At 72.3% G+C, this 17,409-nt stretch carries 16 protein-coding genes; 8 read left to right on the forward strand and 8 right to left on the reverse strand.

From position 1 onward, the window contains the following. The first annotated feature begins 127 nt into the window (after positions 1 to 127). From ACFY9S_RS26440 to ACFY9S_RS26450, 3 genes are all read left to right on the forward strand, one after another. On the forward strand, positions 128 to 1,516 hold the full coding sequence (locus tag ACFY9S_RS26440; RefSeq protein WP_391132564.1) for an aldehyde dehydrogenase family protein: 1,389 nt from the start codon (positions 128 to 130) through the stop codon (positions 1,514 to 1,516). Positions 1,517 to 1,538: 22 nt separating this feature from the next. Then, positions 1,539 to 2,621 carry a zinc-binding dehydrogenase gene (locus tag ACFY9S_RS26445; protein WP_391132566.1) on the forward strand — a complete coding sequence of 361 codons (1,083 nt, stop codon included), beginning with the start codon at positions 1,539 to 1,541 and terminating at the stop codon, positions 2,619 to 2,621. A gap of 192 nt (positions 2,622 to 2,813) precedes the next feature. After that, complete coding sequence (locus ACFY9S_RS26450; RefSeq protein ID WP_391132568.1) at positions 2,814 to 4,157, forward strand: MFS transporter; 1,344 nt, start codon at positions 2,814 to 2,816, stop codon at positions 4,155 to 4,157. Here ACFY9S_RS26450 and ACFY9S_RS26455 read toward each other — a convergent pair. The 3 genes from ACFY9S_RS26455 to ACFY9S_RS26465 all read right to left on the reverse strand — a co-directional run bounded on the left by ACFY9S_RS26455 (position 4,146) and on the right by ACFY9S_RS26465 (position 6,569). After that, on the reverse strand, positions 4,146 to 5,108 hold the full coding sequence (locus ACFY9S_RS26455; protein ID WP_391132777.1) for an EamA family transporter: 963 nt from the start codon (positions 5,106 to 5,108) through the stop codon (positions 4,146 to 4,148). The two genes, ACFY9S_RS26450 and ACFY9S_RS26455, sit on opposite strands and share 12 nt — an antisense overlap. Positions 5,109 to 5,170: 62 nt before the next feature. Next, positions 5,171 to 5,881, reverse strand: a complete 711-nt coding sequence (locus tag ACFY9S_RS26460; RefSeq protein WP_391132570.1) for a helix-turn-helix domain-containing protein — start codon at positions 5,879 to 5,881, stop codon at positions 5,171 to 5,173. Between the two features lie 46 nt (positions 5,882 to 5,927). After that, a complete protein-coding gene (locus ACFY9S_RS26465) occupies positions 5,928 to 6,569 on the reverse strand; it encodes a TetR/AcrR family transcriptional regulator C-terminal domain-containing protein (RefSeq protein WP_391132571.1) in 642 nt (213 codons plus the stop codon). Positions 6,570 to 6,645: 76 nt separating this feature from the next. Here ACFY9S_RS26465 and ACFY9S_RS26470 point away from each other — a divergent pair, with 76 nt between their 5' ends. The 3 genes from ACFY9S_RS26470 (at position 6,646) to ACFY9S_RS26480 (ending at position 8,810) form a co-directional block, all read left to right on the forward strand. Then, on the forward strand, positions 6,646 to 7,797 hold the full coding sequence (locus ACFY9S_RS26470) for an acyl-CoA dehydrogenase family protein (protein ID WP_391132573.1): 1,152 nt from the start codon (positions 6,646 to 6,648) through the stop codon (positions 7,795 to 7,797). Between the two features lie 60 nt (positions 7,798 to 7,857). Beyond that, positions 7,858 to 8,103: a YiaA/YiaB family inner membrane protein gene (locus ACFY9S_RS26475; protein WP_391132575.1), complete on the forward strand. Its 246-nt coding sequence runs from the start codon at positions 7,858 to 7,860 to the stop codon at positions 8,101 to 8,103. Between the two features lie 71 nt (positions 8,104 to 8,174). Beyond that, positions 8,175 to 8,810 carry a TetR/AcrR family transcriptional regulator gene (locus tag ACFY9S_RS26480; protein WP_102912100.1) on the forward strand — a complete coding sequence of 212 codons (636 nt, stop codon included), beginning with the start codon at positions 8,175 to 8,177 and terminating at the stop codon, positions 8,808 to 8,810. Positions 8,811 to 8,989: 179 nt separating this feature from the next. On the opposite strand, the gene ACFY9S_RS26485 is transcribed toward ACFY9S_RS26480, so the two are convergent. After that, positions 8,990 to 9,451 carry a MaoC family dehydratase gene (locus ACFY9S_RS26485; protein WP_102912099.1) on the reverse strand — a complete coding sequence of 154 codons (462 nt, stop codon included), beginning with the start codon at positions 9,449 to 9,451 and terminating at the stop codon, positions 8,990 to 8,992. Positions 9,452 to 9,557: 106 nt separating this feature from the next. Here ACFY9S_RS26485 and soxR point away from each other — a divergent pair, with 106 nt between their 5' ends. Next, on the forward strand, positions 9,558 to 10,025 hold the full coding sequence (soxR, locus tag ACFY9S_RS26490) for a redox-sensitive transcriptional activator SoxR (protein WP_102912098.1): 468 nt from the start codon (positions 9,558 to 9,560) through the stop codon (positions 10,023 to 10,025). On the opposite strand, the gene ACFY9S_RS26495 is transcribed toward soxR, so the two are convergent. Both ACFY9S_RS26495 and ACFY9S_RS26500 read right to left on the reverse strand, forming a co-directional pair. Beyond that, positions 9,982 to 10,749 (reverse strand): 3-keto-5-aminohexanoate cleavage protein, encoded by a 768-nt coding sequence (locus tag ACFY9S_RS26495; protein WP_391132779.1) that lies wholly within the window; start codon positions 10,747 to 10,749, stop codon positions 9,982 to 9,984. The genes soxR and ACFY9S_RS26495 overlap by 44 nt on opposite strands. Positions 10,750 to 10,824: 75 nt before the next feature. Next, complete coding sequence (locus tag ACFY9S_RS26500; protein ID WP_391132576.1) at positions 10,825 to 11,427, reverse strand: hypothetical protein; 603 nt, start codon at positions 11,425 to 11,427, stop codon at positions 10,825 to 10,827. A 262-nt stretch (positions 11,428 to 11,689) separates the two neighbouring features. Between ACFY9S_RS26500 and ACFY9S_RS26505 the strand changes: the two genes are divergently transcribed. Continuing rightward, the gene (locus ACFY9S_RS26505; RefSeq protein ID WP_391132577.1) at positions 11,690 to 14,488 is read left to right on the forward strand and encodes a penicillin acylase family protein; all 2,799 of its coding nucleotides are present in this window, start codon (positions 11,690 to 11,692) and stop codon (positions 14,486 to 14,488) included. Between the two features lie 157 nt (positions 14,489 to 14,645). Here ACFY9S_RS26505 and ACFY9S_RS26510 read toward each other — a convergent pair whose 3' ends face one another. Together ACFY9S_RS26510 and ACFY9S_RS26515 are read right to left on the reverse strand one after the other, a co-directional pair. After that, the gene (locus tag ACFY9S_RS26510) at positions 14,646 to 15,962 is read right to left on the reverse strand and encodes a serine-threonine protein kinase (RefSeq protein ID WP_391132578.1); all 1,317 of its coding nucleotides are present in this window, start codon (positions 15,960 to 15,962) and stop codon (positions 14,646 to 14,648) included. 93 nt (positions 15,963 to 16,055) lie between these two features. Then, on the reverse strand, positions 16,056 to 17,291 hold the full coding sequence (locus ACFY9S_RS26515; protein WP_391132580.1) for an exo-beta-N-acetylmuramidase NamZ domain-containing protein: 1,236 nt from the start codon (positions 17,289 to 17,291) through the stop codon (positions 16,056 to 16,058). Positions 17,292 to 17,409 lie beyond the last annotated feature (118 nt).

Here is a 17,409-nt window from a genome sequence, read left to right on the forward strand (position 1 = left end):
GAGCGGCACATCCGGGAGTGGCGGTCCGCGTGCTCTGATGAGCAATGAGCAGGCGTGTCTGGCGCCAGAAAACTATCGCCGCTAGTTTATGTGTCGGACGACGACGCCCCGCCCCGGAGGAAGCGCGATGAAGGCACACGACGGCATGTACATCGACGGCGCCTGGCGCCCCGCCGCCGGCCAGGACGTGATCGAGGTCGTGAACCCGGTCGACGAGCAGGTCATCGGCACGGTCCCGGCGGGCACCGCCGAGGACGTCGACACGGCGGTACGGGCCGCCCGCGCAGCCCTGCCGGACTGGGCCGCCACCCCGCCCGCCGAGCGTGCGGCACGCCTGGGCGCCCTCCGGGACGTGCTCGTGGCCCGCGCGGACGAGATCGCCGGGACCGTCACGGCAGAACTCGGCTCGCCCCTGAAGTTCTCGCAGGCCGTGCACGCGGGGGTGCCGATCGCCGTGGCGGGCTCGTACGCCGAGCTGGCGGCCACGTACGCCTTCGAGGAGAAGACCGGCAACTCGGTCGTGCACCACGAGCCGGTCGGTGTCGTGGCCGCGATCACCCCCTGGAACTACCCGCTGCACCAGATCGTCGCCAAGGTCGCCCCGGCCCTCGCGGCCGGCTGCACGGTCGTGGTGAAGCCCGCCGAGGACACCCCGCTGGTCGCCCGCCTCTTCGCCGGCGCGGTGCACGAGGCGGGGCTCCCGGCGGGCGTCTTCAACCTGGTCACCGGCCTCGGCCCGGTCGCGGGGCAGGCCCTCGCCGAGCACCCCGGGGTCGACCTGGTCTCCTTCACGGGCTCCACCGCCGTCGGCCGCCGTATCGCCGCGATCGCCGCCGGGCAGGTCAAGAAGGTCGCCCTCGAACTCGGCGGCAAGTCCGCCAACGTCATCCTCCCGAGCGCCGACCTGGCCAAGGCGGTCAACGTCGGTGTCGCCAACGTCATGTCCAACTCCGGGCAGACGTGCAGCGCCTGGACGCGGATGCTGGTCCACCGCGACCGGTACGACGAGGCCGTCGAGCTCGCCGCTGCCGCCGCCGCCAAGTACGGCGACCGCATCGGCCCGGTCGTCAACGCGGGGCAGCGGGACCGGGTGCGCGGCTACATCGAGAAGGGCGTCGCCGAGGGCGCCCGCCTGGTCGCCGGCGGTCCCGAAGCCCCCCGCGAGACGGGCTACTTCGTCAGCCCGACCGTCTTCGCCGACGTCACCGAGGACATGACCATCGCGCAGGAGGAGATCTTCGGACCGGTCCTGTCGATCCTGCGGTACGAGGACGAGGAGGACGCCCTGCGCATCGCCAACGGCACGGTGTACGGCCTGGCCGGCGCCGTCTGGGCAGGCGACGAGGCCGCGGCGGTGGCCTTCGCGCGCCGCATGGAGACCGGCCAGGTCGACATCAACGGCGGCCGCTTCAACCCCCTCGCCCCCTTCGGCGGCTACAAGCAGTCGGGTGTGGGCCGCGAACTGGGCGTGCACGGCCTGGCCGAGTACCTCCAGACCAAGTCCCTCCAGTTCTAGAAGCAGGGGAGTCCCTTCCGTCATGGCTGTCCGCGCCGCCGTCCTGCCCGCCATCGGCTCCCCGCTGGAGATCACCGGTATCGACCTGCCCGACCCCGGGCCCGGCCAGGTCCGCGTCCGGCTCGCCGCCGCCGGGGTCTGCCACTCCGACCTGTCCCTGTCCGACGGCACCATGCGCGTGCCCGTCCCGGCCGTCCTCGGCCATGAGGGCGCCGGCACGGTCGTCTCCGTCGGGGAGGGCGTCGCCCATGTCGCGCCCGGCGACGGGGTCGTCCTCAACTGGGCCCCCTCCTGCGGCGCCTGCCACGCCTGCTCGCTCGGCGAGGTGTGGCTGTGCGCCGACGCCCTCACCGGCGCCGCCGCCGTCTACGCCCGCACCACTGACGGCACCGACCTGCACCCCGGCCTGAACGTCGCCGCGTTCGCCGAGGAGACGGTCGTCTCCGCCTCCTGCGTGCTGCCCGTCCCCGACGGCGTCCCGCTCACCGATGCCGCCCTCCTCGGCTGCGCCGTCCTCACCGGCTACGGTGCCGTCCACCACTCGGCCCGGGTCCGGCAGGGCGAGACGGTCGCGGTGTTCGGCGTCGGGGGAGTGGGCCTGTCCGCACTCCAGGCCGCCCGGATCGCGGGTGCCTCGAAGATCGTCGCGGTGGACGTGTCGGCCGAGAAGGAGGAGCTGGCCAGGGTGGCCGGCGCCACCGACTACGTCGTCGCCTCCGACGCCACCGCCCGCGAGATACGCGGCCTGACCGGCAAGCAGGGCGTCGACGTCGCCATCGAGTGCGCCGGCCGCGCGGTCACCATCCGCACCGCCTGGGACTCCACCCGCCGCGGCGGCCGCACCACGGTCGTCGGCATCGGCGGCAAGGACCAGCAGGTCACCTTCAACGCCCTGGAGATCTTCCACTGGGGCCGCACCCTCTCCGGCTGCGTCTACGGCAACTCCGACCCGGCCCGGGACCTCCCCGTCCTGGCCGGACACATCCGCGCGGGCCGCCTCGACCTGAGCGCGCTGGTGACGGAACACATCTCCCTGGACGGCATTCCGGCGGCCTTCGAGAACATGCTGGCGGGCAGGGGCGGCCGGGCCCTGGTCGTCTTCTAGTCCGCCCCGTGCGGTACCCCGGCCTCCCGCGAGGCCGGGGTCTTCGGCGTGCCCGGACCCGCGGTCGATGCCGAGTACAGGCAAAAGTCCTGGTGCGCGACCCGTTGACGCACATACCGTCCGGTCAGTACGTTCCCCGGAACTCGAGCCACCCCCCGTTCCGTCCCCCGCACCCCCCGGAGCGTGCACCACATGGACACGGCACCTTCCGCTCAGCCCGCCACGACCACACCCGCCGCCGGCAACCGTCGCCGCGTGGCCACCGCGGCGGCGCTCGCCTCGGCCGTCGAGTGGTACGACTACTTCGTCTTCGGCATCGCCGCCGCCCTCGTACTCGGTGACCTGTACTTCCCCGCGGGCAGCACCACGGCAGGCGTTCTCGCCTCCTTCGCCACCTTCGCCGTCGGCTTCCTCGCCCGTCCCATCGGCGGCATCGTCGCGGGCCACCTCGGCGACAAGCGCGGCCGCAAGCCGATGCTCGTCCTCGCGCTCACGCTGATGGGCGTGGCCACCACAGGCATCGGTCTGCTGCCCACGTACGACACGATCGGCGTGGCCGCCCCGATCCTGCTCGTCCTGCTGCGCGTCGCCCAGGGCGTCGCCGTCGGCGCCCAGTGGGGCGGCGCGATGCTCCTGGCCACCGAGTACGCCCCGGAGGGCAAGCGCGGTGTCTACGGCAGCGTGGTCCAGCTCGGCGTCCCCATCGGCGTGGTCACCGCCAACACCGTCTTCCTGCTGGCCGGCGCCCTCACCACCGACTCGGCGTTCGCGGCCTGGGGCTGGCGCGTGCCGTTCCTGGTCGGCCTGCTGGTCCTCGGCCTGGCCTGGTACATCCACAGGCACGTCGAGGAGACCCCGGCGTTCCGGGAGGCCGAGCGGGCGCTCGCCGAGAAGGAGAAGTCCGAGCAGAACTCGCCGCTGCGCACGATCCTGCGCGGCCACCTGGGCACGGTGCTCCTGGCCGGCGGCTCCTTCGCCGTGAACACCGCCACCTTCTACATCCTCATCACCGGCGTCCTCGACTACACCACCCGCGAGCTGGACATGAAGAAGAGCGCGGTGCTCACCGTCTCGCTCTGCGTCAGCCTCACCCAGCTGGTGCTGATCCCGGCCTCCGCCGCGCTCTCCGACCGCGTCGGCCGCATCCGGGTCTACGCTTTCGGCGCTGTGGGCATCGCGGTGTGGGCCGTACCGCTCTTCCTGCTGATCGACACCGGTTCGCTGCTGTGGCTCGCGGTCGGCACGTTCGTCGCCAGCTGCTTCCTGAGCATCATGTACGGCCCCCAGGCCGCCCTGTTCGCCGAGTTGTTCACGCCCGAGATGCGCTACACCGGCGCCTCCCTCGGCTACCAGATCGCGGCCGTCGCGGGCGGCGGGCTCGCGCCCTTCATGATGGTGCTGCTCCTGGAGGCGACGGGCACGTCGATGGCCGTGTCCGGGTACATCATCGTGCTCTCGGTGATCGCTCTGGTGTCGATCAAGGTCCTCGCGGACCGGGCGCGTGCGGCAGAGGCGCAGGCCGGGTCAGCGAGCTGAGTCCGTGGTCTGCTCGGGCCGCGGCGCCGGATCCCCTCCCGGAGCCGCGGCCCGGGCCGCCGCCCGCGACCTCGACACCGCCACCCCCGCCAGGCAGAGCACACCGCCCACCAGCGTGAGCACCCCCGGCACCTCGCCGAGGAACAGCCACGACATCAGGACGACCAGCGCGGGCGCCGCGTACGTCGTCGCGCCCATCCGGCTCGCGGTCGTCCGGGACAGCGCGTACGCCCACGTGGTGAAGGCGAGGGCGGTCGGGAAGACGCCCAGGTAGATCATGTTGAGCGTCGCCGAGGCGGGTGCCGATGCGGCCTCCTGGACGAGCTGCCCCGCGAACGGCAGGCACAGCACCGCGCCGACCAGGCACCCGAACGTCGTCACCTGCAGCGGGCTCGCCGAGCCCAGCGCAGGCTTCTGCGCCACGACACCACCGGCGTACGCGATCGCCGCCAGCAGACACAGCGCCACCCCGAGCACCGAGGAACCGCCCTCGCCCGACATCGACAGGCCCACCGTCACCGCACCGGCGAACGACACGGCCATCCCCGCCAGCAGCCGCGGCGGCATCGGATCGCCGAGCAGCCGGGCACCGAGCAGCGCGATCAGGATCGGCCCCGTGTTCACGACCAGGGCGGCCGTACCCGCGTCGACCTGCTGCTCGCCCCAGTTGAGGGCGACCATGTAGAAGCCGAACCACAGCAGCCCCGATATCGCGATCCCGCGCCAGGCCGGGCGCGGCGGCATCCCCTCCCGCCGCAGCAGGCAGATCACCCCCAGCGTCAGCACCCCGGCCAGCAGCCGCCCGAGCGCCAGCGCCCCGGGTGAGTACGCGTCGCCGGCGCTGCGGATCGAGACGAAAGCGGACGCCCACAGCACGACGGTGACCGCCGCGGCACCGGCGGCGAGCAGTTCCGCCCGGCGCGCGGAAGGGGACGGGGAGGTGTTCGGCATCATGCTCCAGAGGCTAGGAGGGCAAGGACCGGGAAGCTCGCGGTTTTCGGACGACGGCGCGGCTACCGCAACGCCGCCGACTGCACCCCCAGCAGGTCGGACAGGGCGCGTTCACCGGCCGCCGTCACCTTCACGGCCCGCTGGGAGCCGATGCGCACGCACCAGCCCGTGTCCAGGGCGTGCCGGCACAGCGCCGCGCCCGCGACGCCGGCGAGATGGGGCCGGCGTTCGGTCCAGTCGAGACAGGCCCGGGCGAGCGGCCGGCGGCTCCGCCGGTCGAGGGCGATACCGGCCGAGACGAACCACTCCATCCCCGCGTCGGTGAGCGCGAACCCCGTCTCCTGCCGCAGCAGCCCGCGGGCCGTCAGCGCGTCGGTGACCGCGATGCCGAGCCGCCCGGCGAGATGGTCGTAACACGTACGGCCCCGGGCCATCGCCGAGCCGGCGTTCGACTCCCGGAGGCTCTGCGGCCGTACGGCCGGGCCCGGCGGGACCTGGGCGGCCAGTTCCTCCACCAGTTGGGCGATCCGGGCGTCGGCCAGCCGGACGTAGCGGTGCCGGCCCTGTCGCTCCTCGGCGAGGAGCCCGCCCGCGACGAGCCGGCCCAGGTGCTCGCTCAGCGTCGAGTCGGCCACCCCCGCGTGCCGTGCCAGCTCGCCCGCGGTCCAGGCCCGGCCGTCGAGCAGCGCCAGCAGGCAGGCGGCCCGGGTCTCGTCCGCGAACAGCGCGGCGAACCGGGCCAGGGCCGTGGCCCGTGGGTCCCTCGTCGTCATGCCCCCAGCATGGGACACGGACGCTTCGGTGGTCGCCGAAGCGTCGCTACGCCGTGCGCCGCACCTGCTCGTACTGGCGTGCCAGCCCGTCCAGCAGAGCCGTCAGCCCGGTCTCGAAGGCGCGCTCGTCGATCTTCTCCTGCTGCTCGGCGAGGAGATGGGCCTGCTGGAGGTGCGGGTAGTCGGCGGGGTCGTAGGCGTTCGCGTCGTCCACGAATCCCCCGGCGAAGGAGCCGAGTGCGGAGCCCATCACGAAGTAGCGCATCAGCGCGCCGATGGACGTGGCCTGCGCGGGCGGCCAGCCCGCGGCGACCATCGCGCCGTAGACGGCGTCCGCGAGGCGCAGTCCGGCCGGGCGGCGGCCGGGGCCGCGGGCCAGCACCGGGACGATGTTCGGGTGGTCGCGCAGCGCGGCCCGGTAGGAGACGGCCCAGTCGTGCAGCGCGGTCCGCCAGTCCCGGCCGTCCTGGAACATCGACAGGTCCACCTGACCGCTCACCGAGTCCGCGACCGCCTCCAGGATCTCGTCCTTGGTGCGGAAGTGGTTGTAGAGCGAGGGCCCGCTGACCCCCAGTTCGGCGGCGAGCCGGCGCGTGGAGACGGCGGCCAGCCCCTCCGCGTCCACGAGCGCGCGGGCCGCTTCGACGATCCGGTCGGTGCTGAGCAAGGGCTTGCGCGGTCGGGCCATGGCGCACATAGTAGGGCTGCACAGCAAAACTAGCAGTGCTAATTTAAATGTACGGCTTTCAATGGGGTGACCTGTGGTGAATCTGGGGCTCAGTGAGGAGCAGAGCGCGGTCCGGCAGCTCGCGCGGGACTTCGTGGAGCGCGAGATCACCCCGCACGTCGTCGCCTGGGACCGCGCCGAGGAGGTCGACCGGGCGATCGTCGAGAAGCTCGGCGAGGTCGGCTTCCTGGGCCTGACGATCGACGAGGAGTACGGCGGCTCCGGCGGCGACCACCTCGCGTACTGCCTGGTCACGGAGGAACTGGGCCGGGGTGACTCGTCCGTGCGCGGCATCGTCTCCGTTTCCCTCGGGCTGGTCGCCAAGACCGTCGCCGCCTGGGGGAGCGAGGAGCAGAAGCGGCGCTGGCTGCCCGGGCTGACCTCCGGCGCGTCGGTCGGCTGCTTCGGCCTGACCGAGCCGGGCACGGGCTCCGACGCGGGCAACCTGGCGACCCGGGCCGTACGGGACGGCGACGACTACGTCCTCAACGGCACCAAGACGTTCATCACCAACGGCACCTGGGCCGACGTCGTCCTGCTCTTCGCCCGCTCCACGGACGCCCCCGGCCACAAGGGCGTCTCCGCCTTCCTCGTCCCGGCCGACACGCCCGGCCTGACCCGCCGCACCATCCACGGCAAGCTCGGGCTGCGCGGCCAGGCCACCGCCGAACTCGCCCTGGAGGACGTGCGCGTACCGGCCTCCGCGCTGCTCGGGGAGGAGGGCAGGGGCTTCTCCATCGCCATGTCGGCTCTCGCCAAGGGCCGGATGTCGGTCGCCGCGGGCTGCGTCGGCATCGCCCAGGCCGCCCTCGACGCGGCCGTGCGCTACGCGGGGGAGCGTGAGCAGTTCGGCAGGACCATCGCGCACCACCAGCTGGTCCAGGAACTGCTCAGCGACATCGCCCTGGACGTCGACGCCGCCCGGCTGCTGACCTGGCGTGTCGCCGACCTGATCGACCGGGGGCAGCCGTTCGCCGTCGAGTCGTCCAAGGCCAAGCTGTTCGCCTCGGAGGCCGCCGTCCGCGCCGCCAACAACGCGCTCCAGGTCTTCGGCGGCTACGGCTACATCGACGAGTACCCGGCGGGCAAGCTGCTGCGGGACGCCCGCGTGATGACCCTCTACGAGGGCACGAGCCAGATCCAGAAGCTGGTCATCGGGCGTGCGCTGACGGGTGTCTCGGCGTTCTGAGTACGCGTCTGAGTACTTCGGCGGATGTGGCGCGGGCCACGTCCGCCGATGCTTTCCCTCATGAGTGAGACACCGGGCAAGCAGCAGAACACGGCCGCCTTCTACGGCCAGGCCGTCGCCTCCTTCGCCGTCGCCATGGCGGCCACCGCCGTCGGCATCTACCAGCTGAGCGCCGACGCCTGGGTTCGGGGCTTCCTCGCCATCGCCGTCCTGTACCTGGTCACGTCCTCCTTCACGCTGGCCAAGGTCATCCGTGACCGGCAGGACGGCGCGGCCCCCTCCTACGCCCCCTTCGAGAAGCACTGACCGGCCACGCTAAGCGCTCGCTCACCTTCGGCGGTATGGTGTTCCTCCTGCCAGTGGAGAGGGGCGAGCGGATGAGTACGGCGGAGGAGACGGCCGGCGGCGAGGCGCAGGCGTGGGGCGAGGTCACGCCCGACGCGGCGCGGCGGCTGCTGATCGCCGCGGTGGAGGCCTTCGCCGAGCGCGGCTACCACGCCACGACGACCCGTGACATCGCGGGCCGCGCCGGAATGAGCCCGGCGGCGCTCTACATCCACTACAAGACCAAGGAAGAGCTGCTGCACCGCATCAGCAGGATCGGGCACGAGAAGGCCCTGGAGATCCTGCGGACGGCGTCCCGCCGCGAGGGCAGCGCCACCGAGCGGCTCGCCGACGCGGTGAGCTCCTTCGTGCGCTGGCACGCGGGCGGGCGTACCACCGCGCGGGTCGTGCAGTACGAACTCGACTCGCTCGGGCCCGACGCCCGCGCCGAGATCCTCGCGCTGCGCCGCCAGGTCGACGGTGAGGTGCGCGGGATCATCGAGGAGGGCGCGCGGTCGGGCGAGTTCGAGGTCGTGGACGTGCACGGCACCACGCTGGCCGTGCTGTCGCTCTGCATCGACGTGGCGCGGTGGTTCAACGTCGACGGGCCCCGGACGCCGGAACAGGTCGGCGAGCTGTACGCCGACCTGGTGTTGCGGATGGTCGGGGCCCAGGGCCCGGCGGCCTGAGGGCCGGCCACGTCCACCGACCGGCTCGACGCGAGCGCCGTGCTCCGGTGCTCCGGCGCCCCCACCGACCGCTCGACGCGAGCGCGGCGCTCCCGCGCTCCGGCGCCCCCACCGACCGCTCGACGCCGGCGTCGCGCTCCCGGCGCGCCGGACCGGCCGCCTCCAGCCGCTTGTCCGCCTCAGAGGTAGTAGCGCGCCACGGACTCGGCGACGCAGACCGGCTTGTCGCCGCCCTCACGCTCGACGCTGAAGGCGACGGCCACCTGGACGCCGCCCGGCACCTCGTCGACGGCGCTGATCGCCGCGGTCGCGCGCAGGCGGGAGCCGACGGGGACCGGGGCGGGGAAACGCACCTTGTTCGTGCCGTAGTTGACGCCCATCTTCACGCCCTCGACGGCGATCAGCTGCGGTCCGAACAGGGGCAGCAGCGACAGGGTCAGATAGCCGTGCGCGATGGTGGTGCCGAAGGGGCCCGCGGCGGCCTTCTCCGGGTCGACGTGGATCCACTGGTGGTCACCGGTGGCCTCCGCGAAGAGGTCGATCCGCTTCTGGTCGATGTCGAGCCAGTCGGTGTACCCCAGTTGTTCGCCCACCGCCGACTTCAGGTCGTCGACGGACGTGAAGATCCTCGGCTCTGCCATGTCTTCCAGGCCTCTCGTGTGCAGGGCTGCGTGCTCCGTGTCTAAGCGACTGCTTAGCATGGTCGGCCGTGCGAGCTGTGTCAACGGACTCGGTAGGGTTCGAGGGGTGCCCCAGATCCCAGAGAAGATCCATGAGCTCACGGTCGGCCAGCTCGCGGCGCGGAGCGGCGCCGCCGTCTCCGCCCTGCACTTCTACGAGTCCAAGGGTCTGATCAGCAGTCGCCGGACCGCGGGCAACCAGCGCCGTTACTCCCGCGACACGCTTCGCCGGGTCGCCTTCATCCGGGCCGCGCAACGGGTCGGCATCCCCCTGGCGACGATCCGCGACGCACTCGCGGAACTCCCCGAGGAACGCACCCCCACCCGGGAGGACTGGGCGCACCTCTCCGAGGTCTGGCGCACCGAACTGGAAGAGCGCATCAAGCAGCTGAACCGCCTCAGGGACCACCTCACCGACTGCATCGGCTGCGGTTGCCTCTCCCTGGACACCTGCGTCCTGTCCAACCCGGACGACGTCTTCGGCGAACGCCTCACCGGTTCCCGTCTGATGGTGGACCGGGGCGGTCACGGGTAGCGCCCGCCCGGCCCGCCCCGTACTCCGCCAGACCGGTTTCGACCAGTTGCCCGTTGGAGGCGGCCCGTTCCCCGCCCGGCAGAACCAGGACGTCCTCCAGCCCGATCCGTGCGGCCAGGCCCAGCCGGCCCGCGAGCCGCAGCACCGGCCACGCGCCGCCGTCCTCGCCGTGCAGCAGGACCGGACGTCCGTGCGCGTCCCCGATGCCGGACAGCAGTGCGTGCGCGCGGGAGACCGAGCCCAGCGGGTCCGTGTCCGTCACCTCCGCCAGGACGCGCAGCACCTTCGGCCCGAGCGGCGAGGCGGCGAACCGCTCCGCGCCGTCCGTGCCGGACCAGATGCCCGCCTCCACGCCCACGCCGAGCTCCATGAGCAGCGCGGCCGTCTCCTCCGCCCCCGGTTCATGCCAGTTGACCGAGGCGTGGTCGGGCAGCACCGTCCACGCGCGGATCCGCTCCAGCCGGGCGGCGGGGCCGGGCTCCGCCCAGGCGCCCGTGGTCACTCCGACCGGCACCGGCACCCGCGCCCGGATCGCCGACAGCGTCACCGCGAGCACCCGCGGCGACAACGTGTCCCGCCCGCACGGCGTCTTGGGGTGGACATGGATGTCCCTCGCCCCCGCGGCCACGGCCCCGGCGGCCGACTCGGCCATCGACTCGGGTGTCAGCGGCACGGCCACACCGTCAGCGGCCGTCCGCGAACCGTTCAGGCACACCTGCATCATGGTGTCGATGGTGCCGGTCACCACCGACAGTGGGGGTGCGGCATCCCCGGCGCACCCCCCGCGCACCCGCATCCGTCAAGCCGACACCAACAGCCTCGCCCGCCGGGCGTACGCCAGGGACTCGGGCGTGAGCACGGGACGCGGCACCAGGATCCCGCAGGCCGTGCAGACCGGACCGGACGAGGGTTCGTGGTCCAGGTCGTACCTCCACACGAGCTGCTCCCCGCGGCACACCGGGCAGGCCGAGCCCGGCTCGCGCTCCAGCGCGGCGATCAGCCGGCGCAGCACCTCGGCCAGCGGTTCACGGGGATGGACCGCCGGATCGTCGCACCACGCCACACCGAAACCTCCCCAGGTCAGCCGGTGCCAGTCGTCCACACTGCCCGGCCTGCGCAGTCCGTCGTGCTTCTCCTTCCTGCGGCGCTCGGCGAACCCGACCTCGTAGGCCTGCCAGACCGCCCGCGCCTCCTCCAGCTCGTCCAGTGCGGCCACGAGCCGCACCGGATCGGGGGAGCGGTCCTCGGGACCGAACCCTGCCCGGGAGCACAGATGGTCCCAGGTCGCCCTGTGTCCGTAAGGGGCGAACCTCTCAAGGCACTTACGCAGCGAATAGCGCCGCAGGGCCAGATCGCACCGCGGATCGCGGACCTGTCTCGCCAGACTCCGGAAACCGGCCATCGTTCTGCACCTCCGTCACACCTGCACGTAATCCGGTCACTTCGGCGTCGTCGAACGGACGTCGCCGAATAGACGTATCGACAAGCGAATCGGCTCCATCCGATTTCAAATGGCCTCCATAAGTGGCCCCGAGAGGCTCGCGAGCCGATTGCCGTGGTCCGTGTGTCTGTTGTGCCGACTTCAAAAAGTGACGCTTGTTCATCTTCAAGCCGGGGGATACCGGCGGTAACATCCGGCCCACCCCCGTCGGGAGGATCCCCCCATGCCACGGCGTGCCCCACGCACCGTTCTCGACAGAATGAGAACTCCCAGCGGAATCCCCGGGTTCCTGAAGACAGCCTCGGTATGCGTCCTGATCGCAGGTCTCTTGTCGCCGCTTGCCCCGGCTGCCGCCTCGGAAACAGCTACCGCGCAGGCCACGGCCGCGGCGAACGACCACTGCGGCACCCAGTGTTCGGACATCCTGCCGCCCGGCCAGAACGGCAACGCCACCCTCGCCCAGATCCTCCTCAACCAGGCCTTCGGCACCCAGCCCGAGCACGCCGAGGACCAGCTCGGGCCCTACGCCGACCTCGCCAAGGGCTACCCCGGCCTGACCAACGACAAGATCAACACCTTCTTCAACGACGCGTCCTTCGGGGTCCCCGCCGACCAGGTCGCCTCCACCCTCAAACCCGCCGGACGCAGTGACGTGACGATCGTCCGGGACAAGAAGACCGGTGTGCCGCACATCACCGGCACCACCCGATACGGCACGGAGTTCGGCGCCGGCTACGCGGCAGCCCAGGACCGGCTGTGGCTGATGGACGTCTTCCGGCACGTCGGGCGCGGACAGCTGACCTCCTTCGCGGGCGGTGCGCCCTCCAACCAGGGCCTCGAGCAGCAGTTCTGGCGGCACGCCCCGTACACCGAAGCCGATCTGCAGGCGCAGATCGACAACGCCGTCGCCACCAACGGCGAGCGCGGACGCCAGGCCCTCGCCGACGTCAAGGCCTACCTCGACGGCATCAACTCCTATATCGACACCTCCGACAGCGGGCGCACCTTCCCCGGTGAGTACGTACTGACCGGGCACAAGGACTCAGTCACCAACGCCGGCACGATCGAGCACTTCAAGGTCACCGACCTGGTCGCGCTGGCCTCGGTCATCGGCGCGCTGTTCGGCGCGGGCGGCGGCGGCGAGGTCAACAACGCCCTCTCCCTCATGGCGGCCCAGGAGAAGTACGGCGTCACCGAGGGCACCGAGGTCTGGGAATCCTTCCGGATGCGCAACGACCCGGAGGCGGTCCTCACCCAGCACGACGGCAGCTTCCCGTACGGGACCAAGCCCGCCGACCCGCAGGGCGCGGCCCTGCCCGACGCGGGCTCGGTGAAGCCGGAGCCGCTCGTGTACGACCGCACCGGCAGCGCCGCCACGGCCGGTGCGACCAGCGCGTCCCGCGAAGCGGTGAAGACCGCCACGTCGTCCGCCAAGCGCGGCATGTCCAACGCCCTCGTCGTCAGCGGCAAGCACACCGCGAGCGGCCATCCCGTCGCCGTGTTCGGCCCGCAGACCGGCTACTTCGCCCCCCAGCTGCTGCTGCTCCAGGAGATCCAGGGCCCTGGCATCAGCGCCCGCGGCGCCTCCTTCGCGGGCCTGAGCATGTACGTCGAGCTAGGCCGCGGCCAGGACTACGCGTGGAGCGCCACGACCTCCGGCCAGGACATCATCGACTCCTACGCCGTCGAACTGTGCCAGGACGACTACCACTACCTGTACCGCGGCACCTGCACGCCGATGGAGAAGATCGAGCAGAAGAACGCCTGGAAGCCCACGGTCGCCGACGGCACCGCGGCGGGCTCGTACACCATGCGCGTCTGGCGCACGAAGTACGGCCCCGTCGAGTCCCGCGCGACGGTCGGCGGCAAGCGGGTCGCCTACACCACCCTGCGCTCGTCCTTCCTGCACGAGGCCGACTCCATCATCGGCTTCCAGATGCTGAACGACCCGGGCTACGTCAAGGGCCCGGACTCCTTCCAGAAGGCGGTGCAGCACATCAACTACACCTTCAACTGGTTCTACGCCGACTCCGAGCACACCGCGTACTACAACAGCGGCGACAACCCGGTGCGCGCGACGGGCGTGGACAGCGAGTTCCCGGCGTGGGCCCGGCCTGCGTACGAGTGGCGCGGCTGGGACCCGGTGACCAACACCGCCGACTACACCCCGCCCTCCGCCCACCCCCACTCCACCGACCAGGACTACTACGTCTCCTGGAACAACAAGCAGGCCCGGGACTACACGACCGCCCCCTGGGGCAACGGGTCCGTGCACCGCGGCAACCTCCTGGAGGACCGGGTGAAGAAGCTCGTCCAGCAGGGCGGGGTGACCCGGGCCGCCCTCGTGCGGGCCATGGCCGACGCGGGCCTCGCCGATCTGCGGGCGGAGGACGTCCTGCCCAAGCTGCTGAAGGTGGTCACCGGTGCACCGGTCACCGACCCCGCCGCCGCGGCCGCCGTGACCAAGCTCCGGACCTGGGTGGCCAACGGTGCCAGACGCACCGAGACCGCCGCCGGCTCCAAGAAGTACGCCGACGCCGACGCGATCCGCATCCTGGACGCCTGGTGGCCCCTGCTGGTCAAGGCCGAGTTCGAACCCGGCCTCGGCAGCGGGCTCTACGGGGCCATGACCGCCAACCTCCCCGTCGACGAGGCCCCGTCGGCCGGGCACGGCCCGACCGGGTCGCACGCGGGAAGCTCCTTCCAGTACGGCTGGTGGAGCTACGTCGACAAGGACATCCGCGCCGTCCTCGGGGAGCAGGTGAAGGGGCCGCTGGCCCGGACGTACTGCGGCGACGGCAGCCTCGGCGCCTGCCGGGACACCCTCGTCAGCACCCTGAAGGCGGCGGCCGGCAGGACGGCGGCCCAGGTCTACCCCGGCGACGACGTGTGCGCGGCGGGCGACCAGTGGTGCGCCGACTCGATCAACCACCGCACCCTCGGCGGCATCAAGCACGGCAAGATCGGCTGGCAGAACCGGCCGACCTACCAGCAGGTCGTGGAGTTCACCTCACACCGTTGACGCCCTGCCCGGCGGCGGGCCGACGGACCCGGCCCGCCGCCAGGACCAGGTGGGCCGGTTCCGGGTGCAGGGTGTCACCTGCGCGCCTGGCGGCGGGTCGGCGCCGAGCGGGCCCGCGCCGGCCTGGCACGGGCGGCCCGACATCCGCCGTCCACCATCAGCGGACCCGGCCCGCCGTCAGGACCAGCCGGGTCAGTTCCGCGTGCAGGATGTCGCTGTGCGCGCCGGCCGGAGGCCCGCCGCGTCTGACCACCGCCGCCGTGTCGACGTTCACGCAGCCCGACGCGGGCAGCTTCGCCGCCAGGGCCTCGGCGAGGGTGTACGCGCGCGTGCCCGGCACGCCCTGCACTCCGTCGTAACCCATCGCGCCCCACTTCGCGCCCAGGACCCGCCCCAGGACCGGCTCCGCGGCCGACCGGCTGTCGCCCGCCATCCGCGAGGCCAGCGGATACATCGTGCCCAGGGCCGCGTCGTGCCGGGAGTGGCAGCACACCAAGGGGCCGTCGACGCGGTTCTGCTGTCCCTGGAGCACCCCTCCCGCCCGGGCGTCGTGGGGCAGCCGGGCCGCGAACGCGTAGTGCGAGAACGCCCCCTGGAGCAGCGTCACCGACTTCACCGTGCGCACGCCCTCGGGCAGGCCGCGCAGCGCGAACGACACCAGCCGCGCCCCGAAGCTGTGCCCCACCAGGTGCACCCGCACACCCGGAGCCGCCTTCGCGAGCTGCCCGACGACCCGGCCGAGCCCCCGCTCCCCGACCGTCCCCGCGCGCCGCTTCATCGCGTAGTACGTGGCCTGCCGCAGCAGTTCGTGCGCACCGTCCCAGGGGTTGGGGAGCCCGAACTCCTGCTGGGCCCCGGGCGCCTCCAGCTCCGCCAGCGCCCGTGCGAACTCCTCGCAGGCCGCCGCCGACGACCCGGCGAACATCTCCGGCTCGCTCTGCGGCACGCCCTCCGCCAGCGTGTCCGCGGCGAACAGCGCCTGCGGTCCGGGCGCCACCACCTCCACCAGTGTCCGAACCAGCCGCCCGAACTCCTCCAGCTCCGCCTCCTCCGGCGGTTGCTGCTCCAGCAGCCGGGCGATCTGGTCGACCAGGATCGCCCGGCCCGGGAAGGTGTCCAGCAGGGCGTGACGGGTGTCCTTGTCCAGCACCGGGCGCCTCGGCGGCCCGGCCGCCACGGCCCTGGGGAAGTCCGGGATCGGCTCGTCGGAGAACCGCATCGCCGGCCACAGCACGCCGACGTACCCGATCCGGGCCGCCGGGGCCAGCCGCGGCACGGGCGCGAAGAAGCGGTCGTAGACGCGGGTCGCGCCCGAGCGGTCGGTGTTCCAGCCGTGCGCGAAGACGATGAGATCGCGAACGCCCCGCTCGGTCACCCCGGCGAGCAGCCGGTCGCGCCGGCGGCCCTCGGGGTCTCCGTCCGCGTCGAAGGCCACCTCCCAGTAGGGAGTCACGCTCATCGCCGGATCCGCCATGACAGGCCCCCTAGCCCCCGGGTGACGCGCGCGTTGTGGGCGCATCGTCCTGCCAACGGGGGAGCTTGGCCATACGTCACGGGCGCATTCGGCTCAGCGATAGTGGAGGTACTTCCGCCGCATCCTCCGGAACGCCGCCAGGTCCTCCTGCCACCCGGCCACCACCTCGTCGGTGTCCGCACCCGCGTCGATCATCGTGCGCACGCGCGCGGAGCCGGTGAGCTTGTCGATCCAGTTGTCCGGGCGCCAGGCGAAACCGCTCCAGACCCGCTTGGCGGTGACGAGCAGGGCGATCCCCGTCCGTACGGGATCGAACGCGGCCCGGTCGTGCACATGGAGCTGCACACCGCCGATCGTCCGGCCCTGGTACTTGGAGAAGGTGGGCGCGAAGTACGCCTCCCTGAACCGCACCCCGGGCAGGGCGAGTTCGTTCGCGGCGGCCGCCCAGCGCCGGTCGACGCCCTCCGCGCCCAGCAGCTCGAACGGCCGGGTCGTGCCGCGCCCCTCCGACAGGTTCGTGCCCTCGAACAGGCACGTGCCCGAGTACACCAGGGCCGTCTCCGGCGTCGGCATGTTGGGGCTCGGCGGCACCCAGGGCAGTCCGGAGTCGTCGTAGAAGTCCGACCGTTTCCAGCCCGGCATCGTCACGGTCTCCAGCGGCACGGGCTCGGTCAGGAACTCCCCGTTGAACAGCCGCGCCAGCTCGGCGACGGTCATCCCGTGGGCCTGGGCGATGGGCTGCCGCCCGACGAACGTGGCGAACTCCTTGTGCAGGACCGGACCGAGGGCCGCCCGGCCGGTCACCGGGTTCGGCCGGTCCAGCACGACGAACCGCTTGCCGGCGAGCCCGGCGGCCTCCATGCAGTCGTACAGCGTCCAGATGTACGTGTAGAAGCGGGCGCCGACGTCCTGGATGTCGAAGACGACCGTGTCGACGCCGGACGCGGTGAAGACGTCGGCGAGCGGCCGGCCGCTCTTGAGATACGTGTCGTAGACGGGCAGGCCGGTCGCCGGGTCGTCGTAGCGGCCCTCGGAGCCGCCGGCCTGGGCGGTGCCCCGGAAGCCGTGTTCAGGGCCGAAGACGGCCCTCAGATCCACCCGGGTGTCCGCGTGCATGACGTCGACGATGTGGCGGGCGTCGCGGGTGATGCCGGTGGGGTTGGTGACGATGCCGACCTTCTCGCCGTCGAGCAGGGAGTAGCCGTCCTGGGCGAGACGTTCGAAGCCGGTGCGCACTTGCCTGTGGCGCTGGGCGGCGGACGGTGTGGAGGCGGCCGATAAGGCTGCCGCCGTGGCGGTGGTGATGACGGCTCGTCTGGAAGGGCGCATGCGGTGACCTCCTTGAGCGGGGACGGTCGGCATGGGCACGGTATGCGCTCCCGCGGCCCGGGGGGAGTCCGCGGGCCGTCCGTGGTCGATCGCGCAGTTCCCCGCGCCCCTCTCAGGG

The organism is Streptomyces sp. NPDC012474, assembly GCF_042955185.1.
Classification (GTDB): Bacteria; Actinomycetota; Actinomycetes; order Streptomycetales; family Streptomycetaceae; genus Streptomyces; species Streptomyces cahuitamycinicus.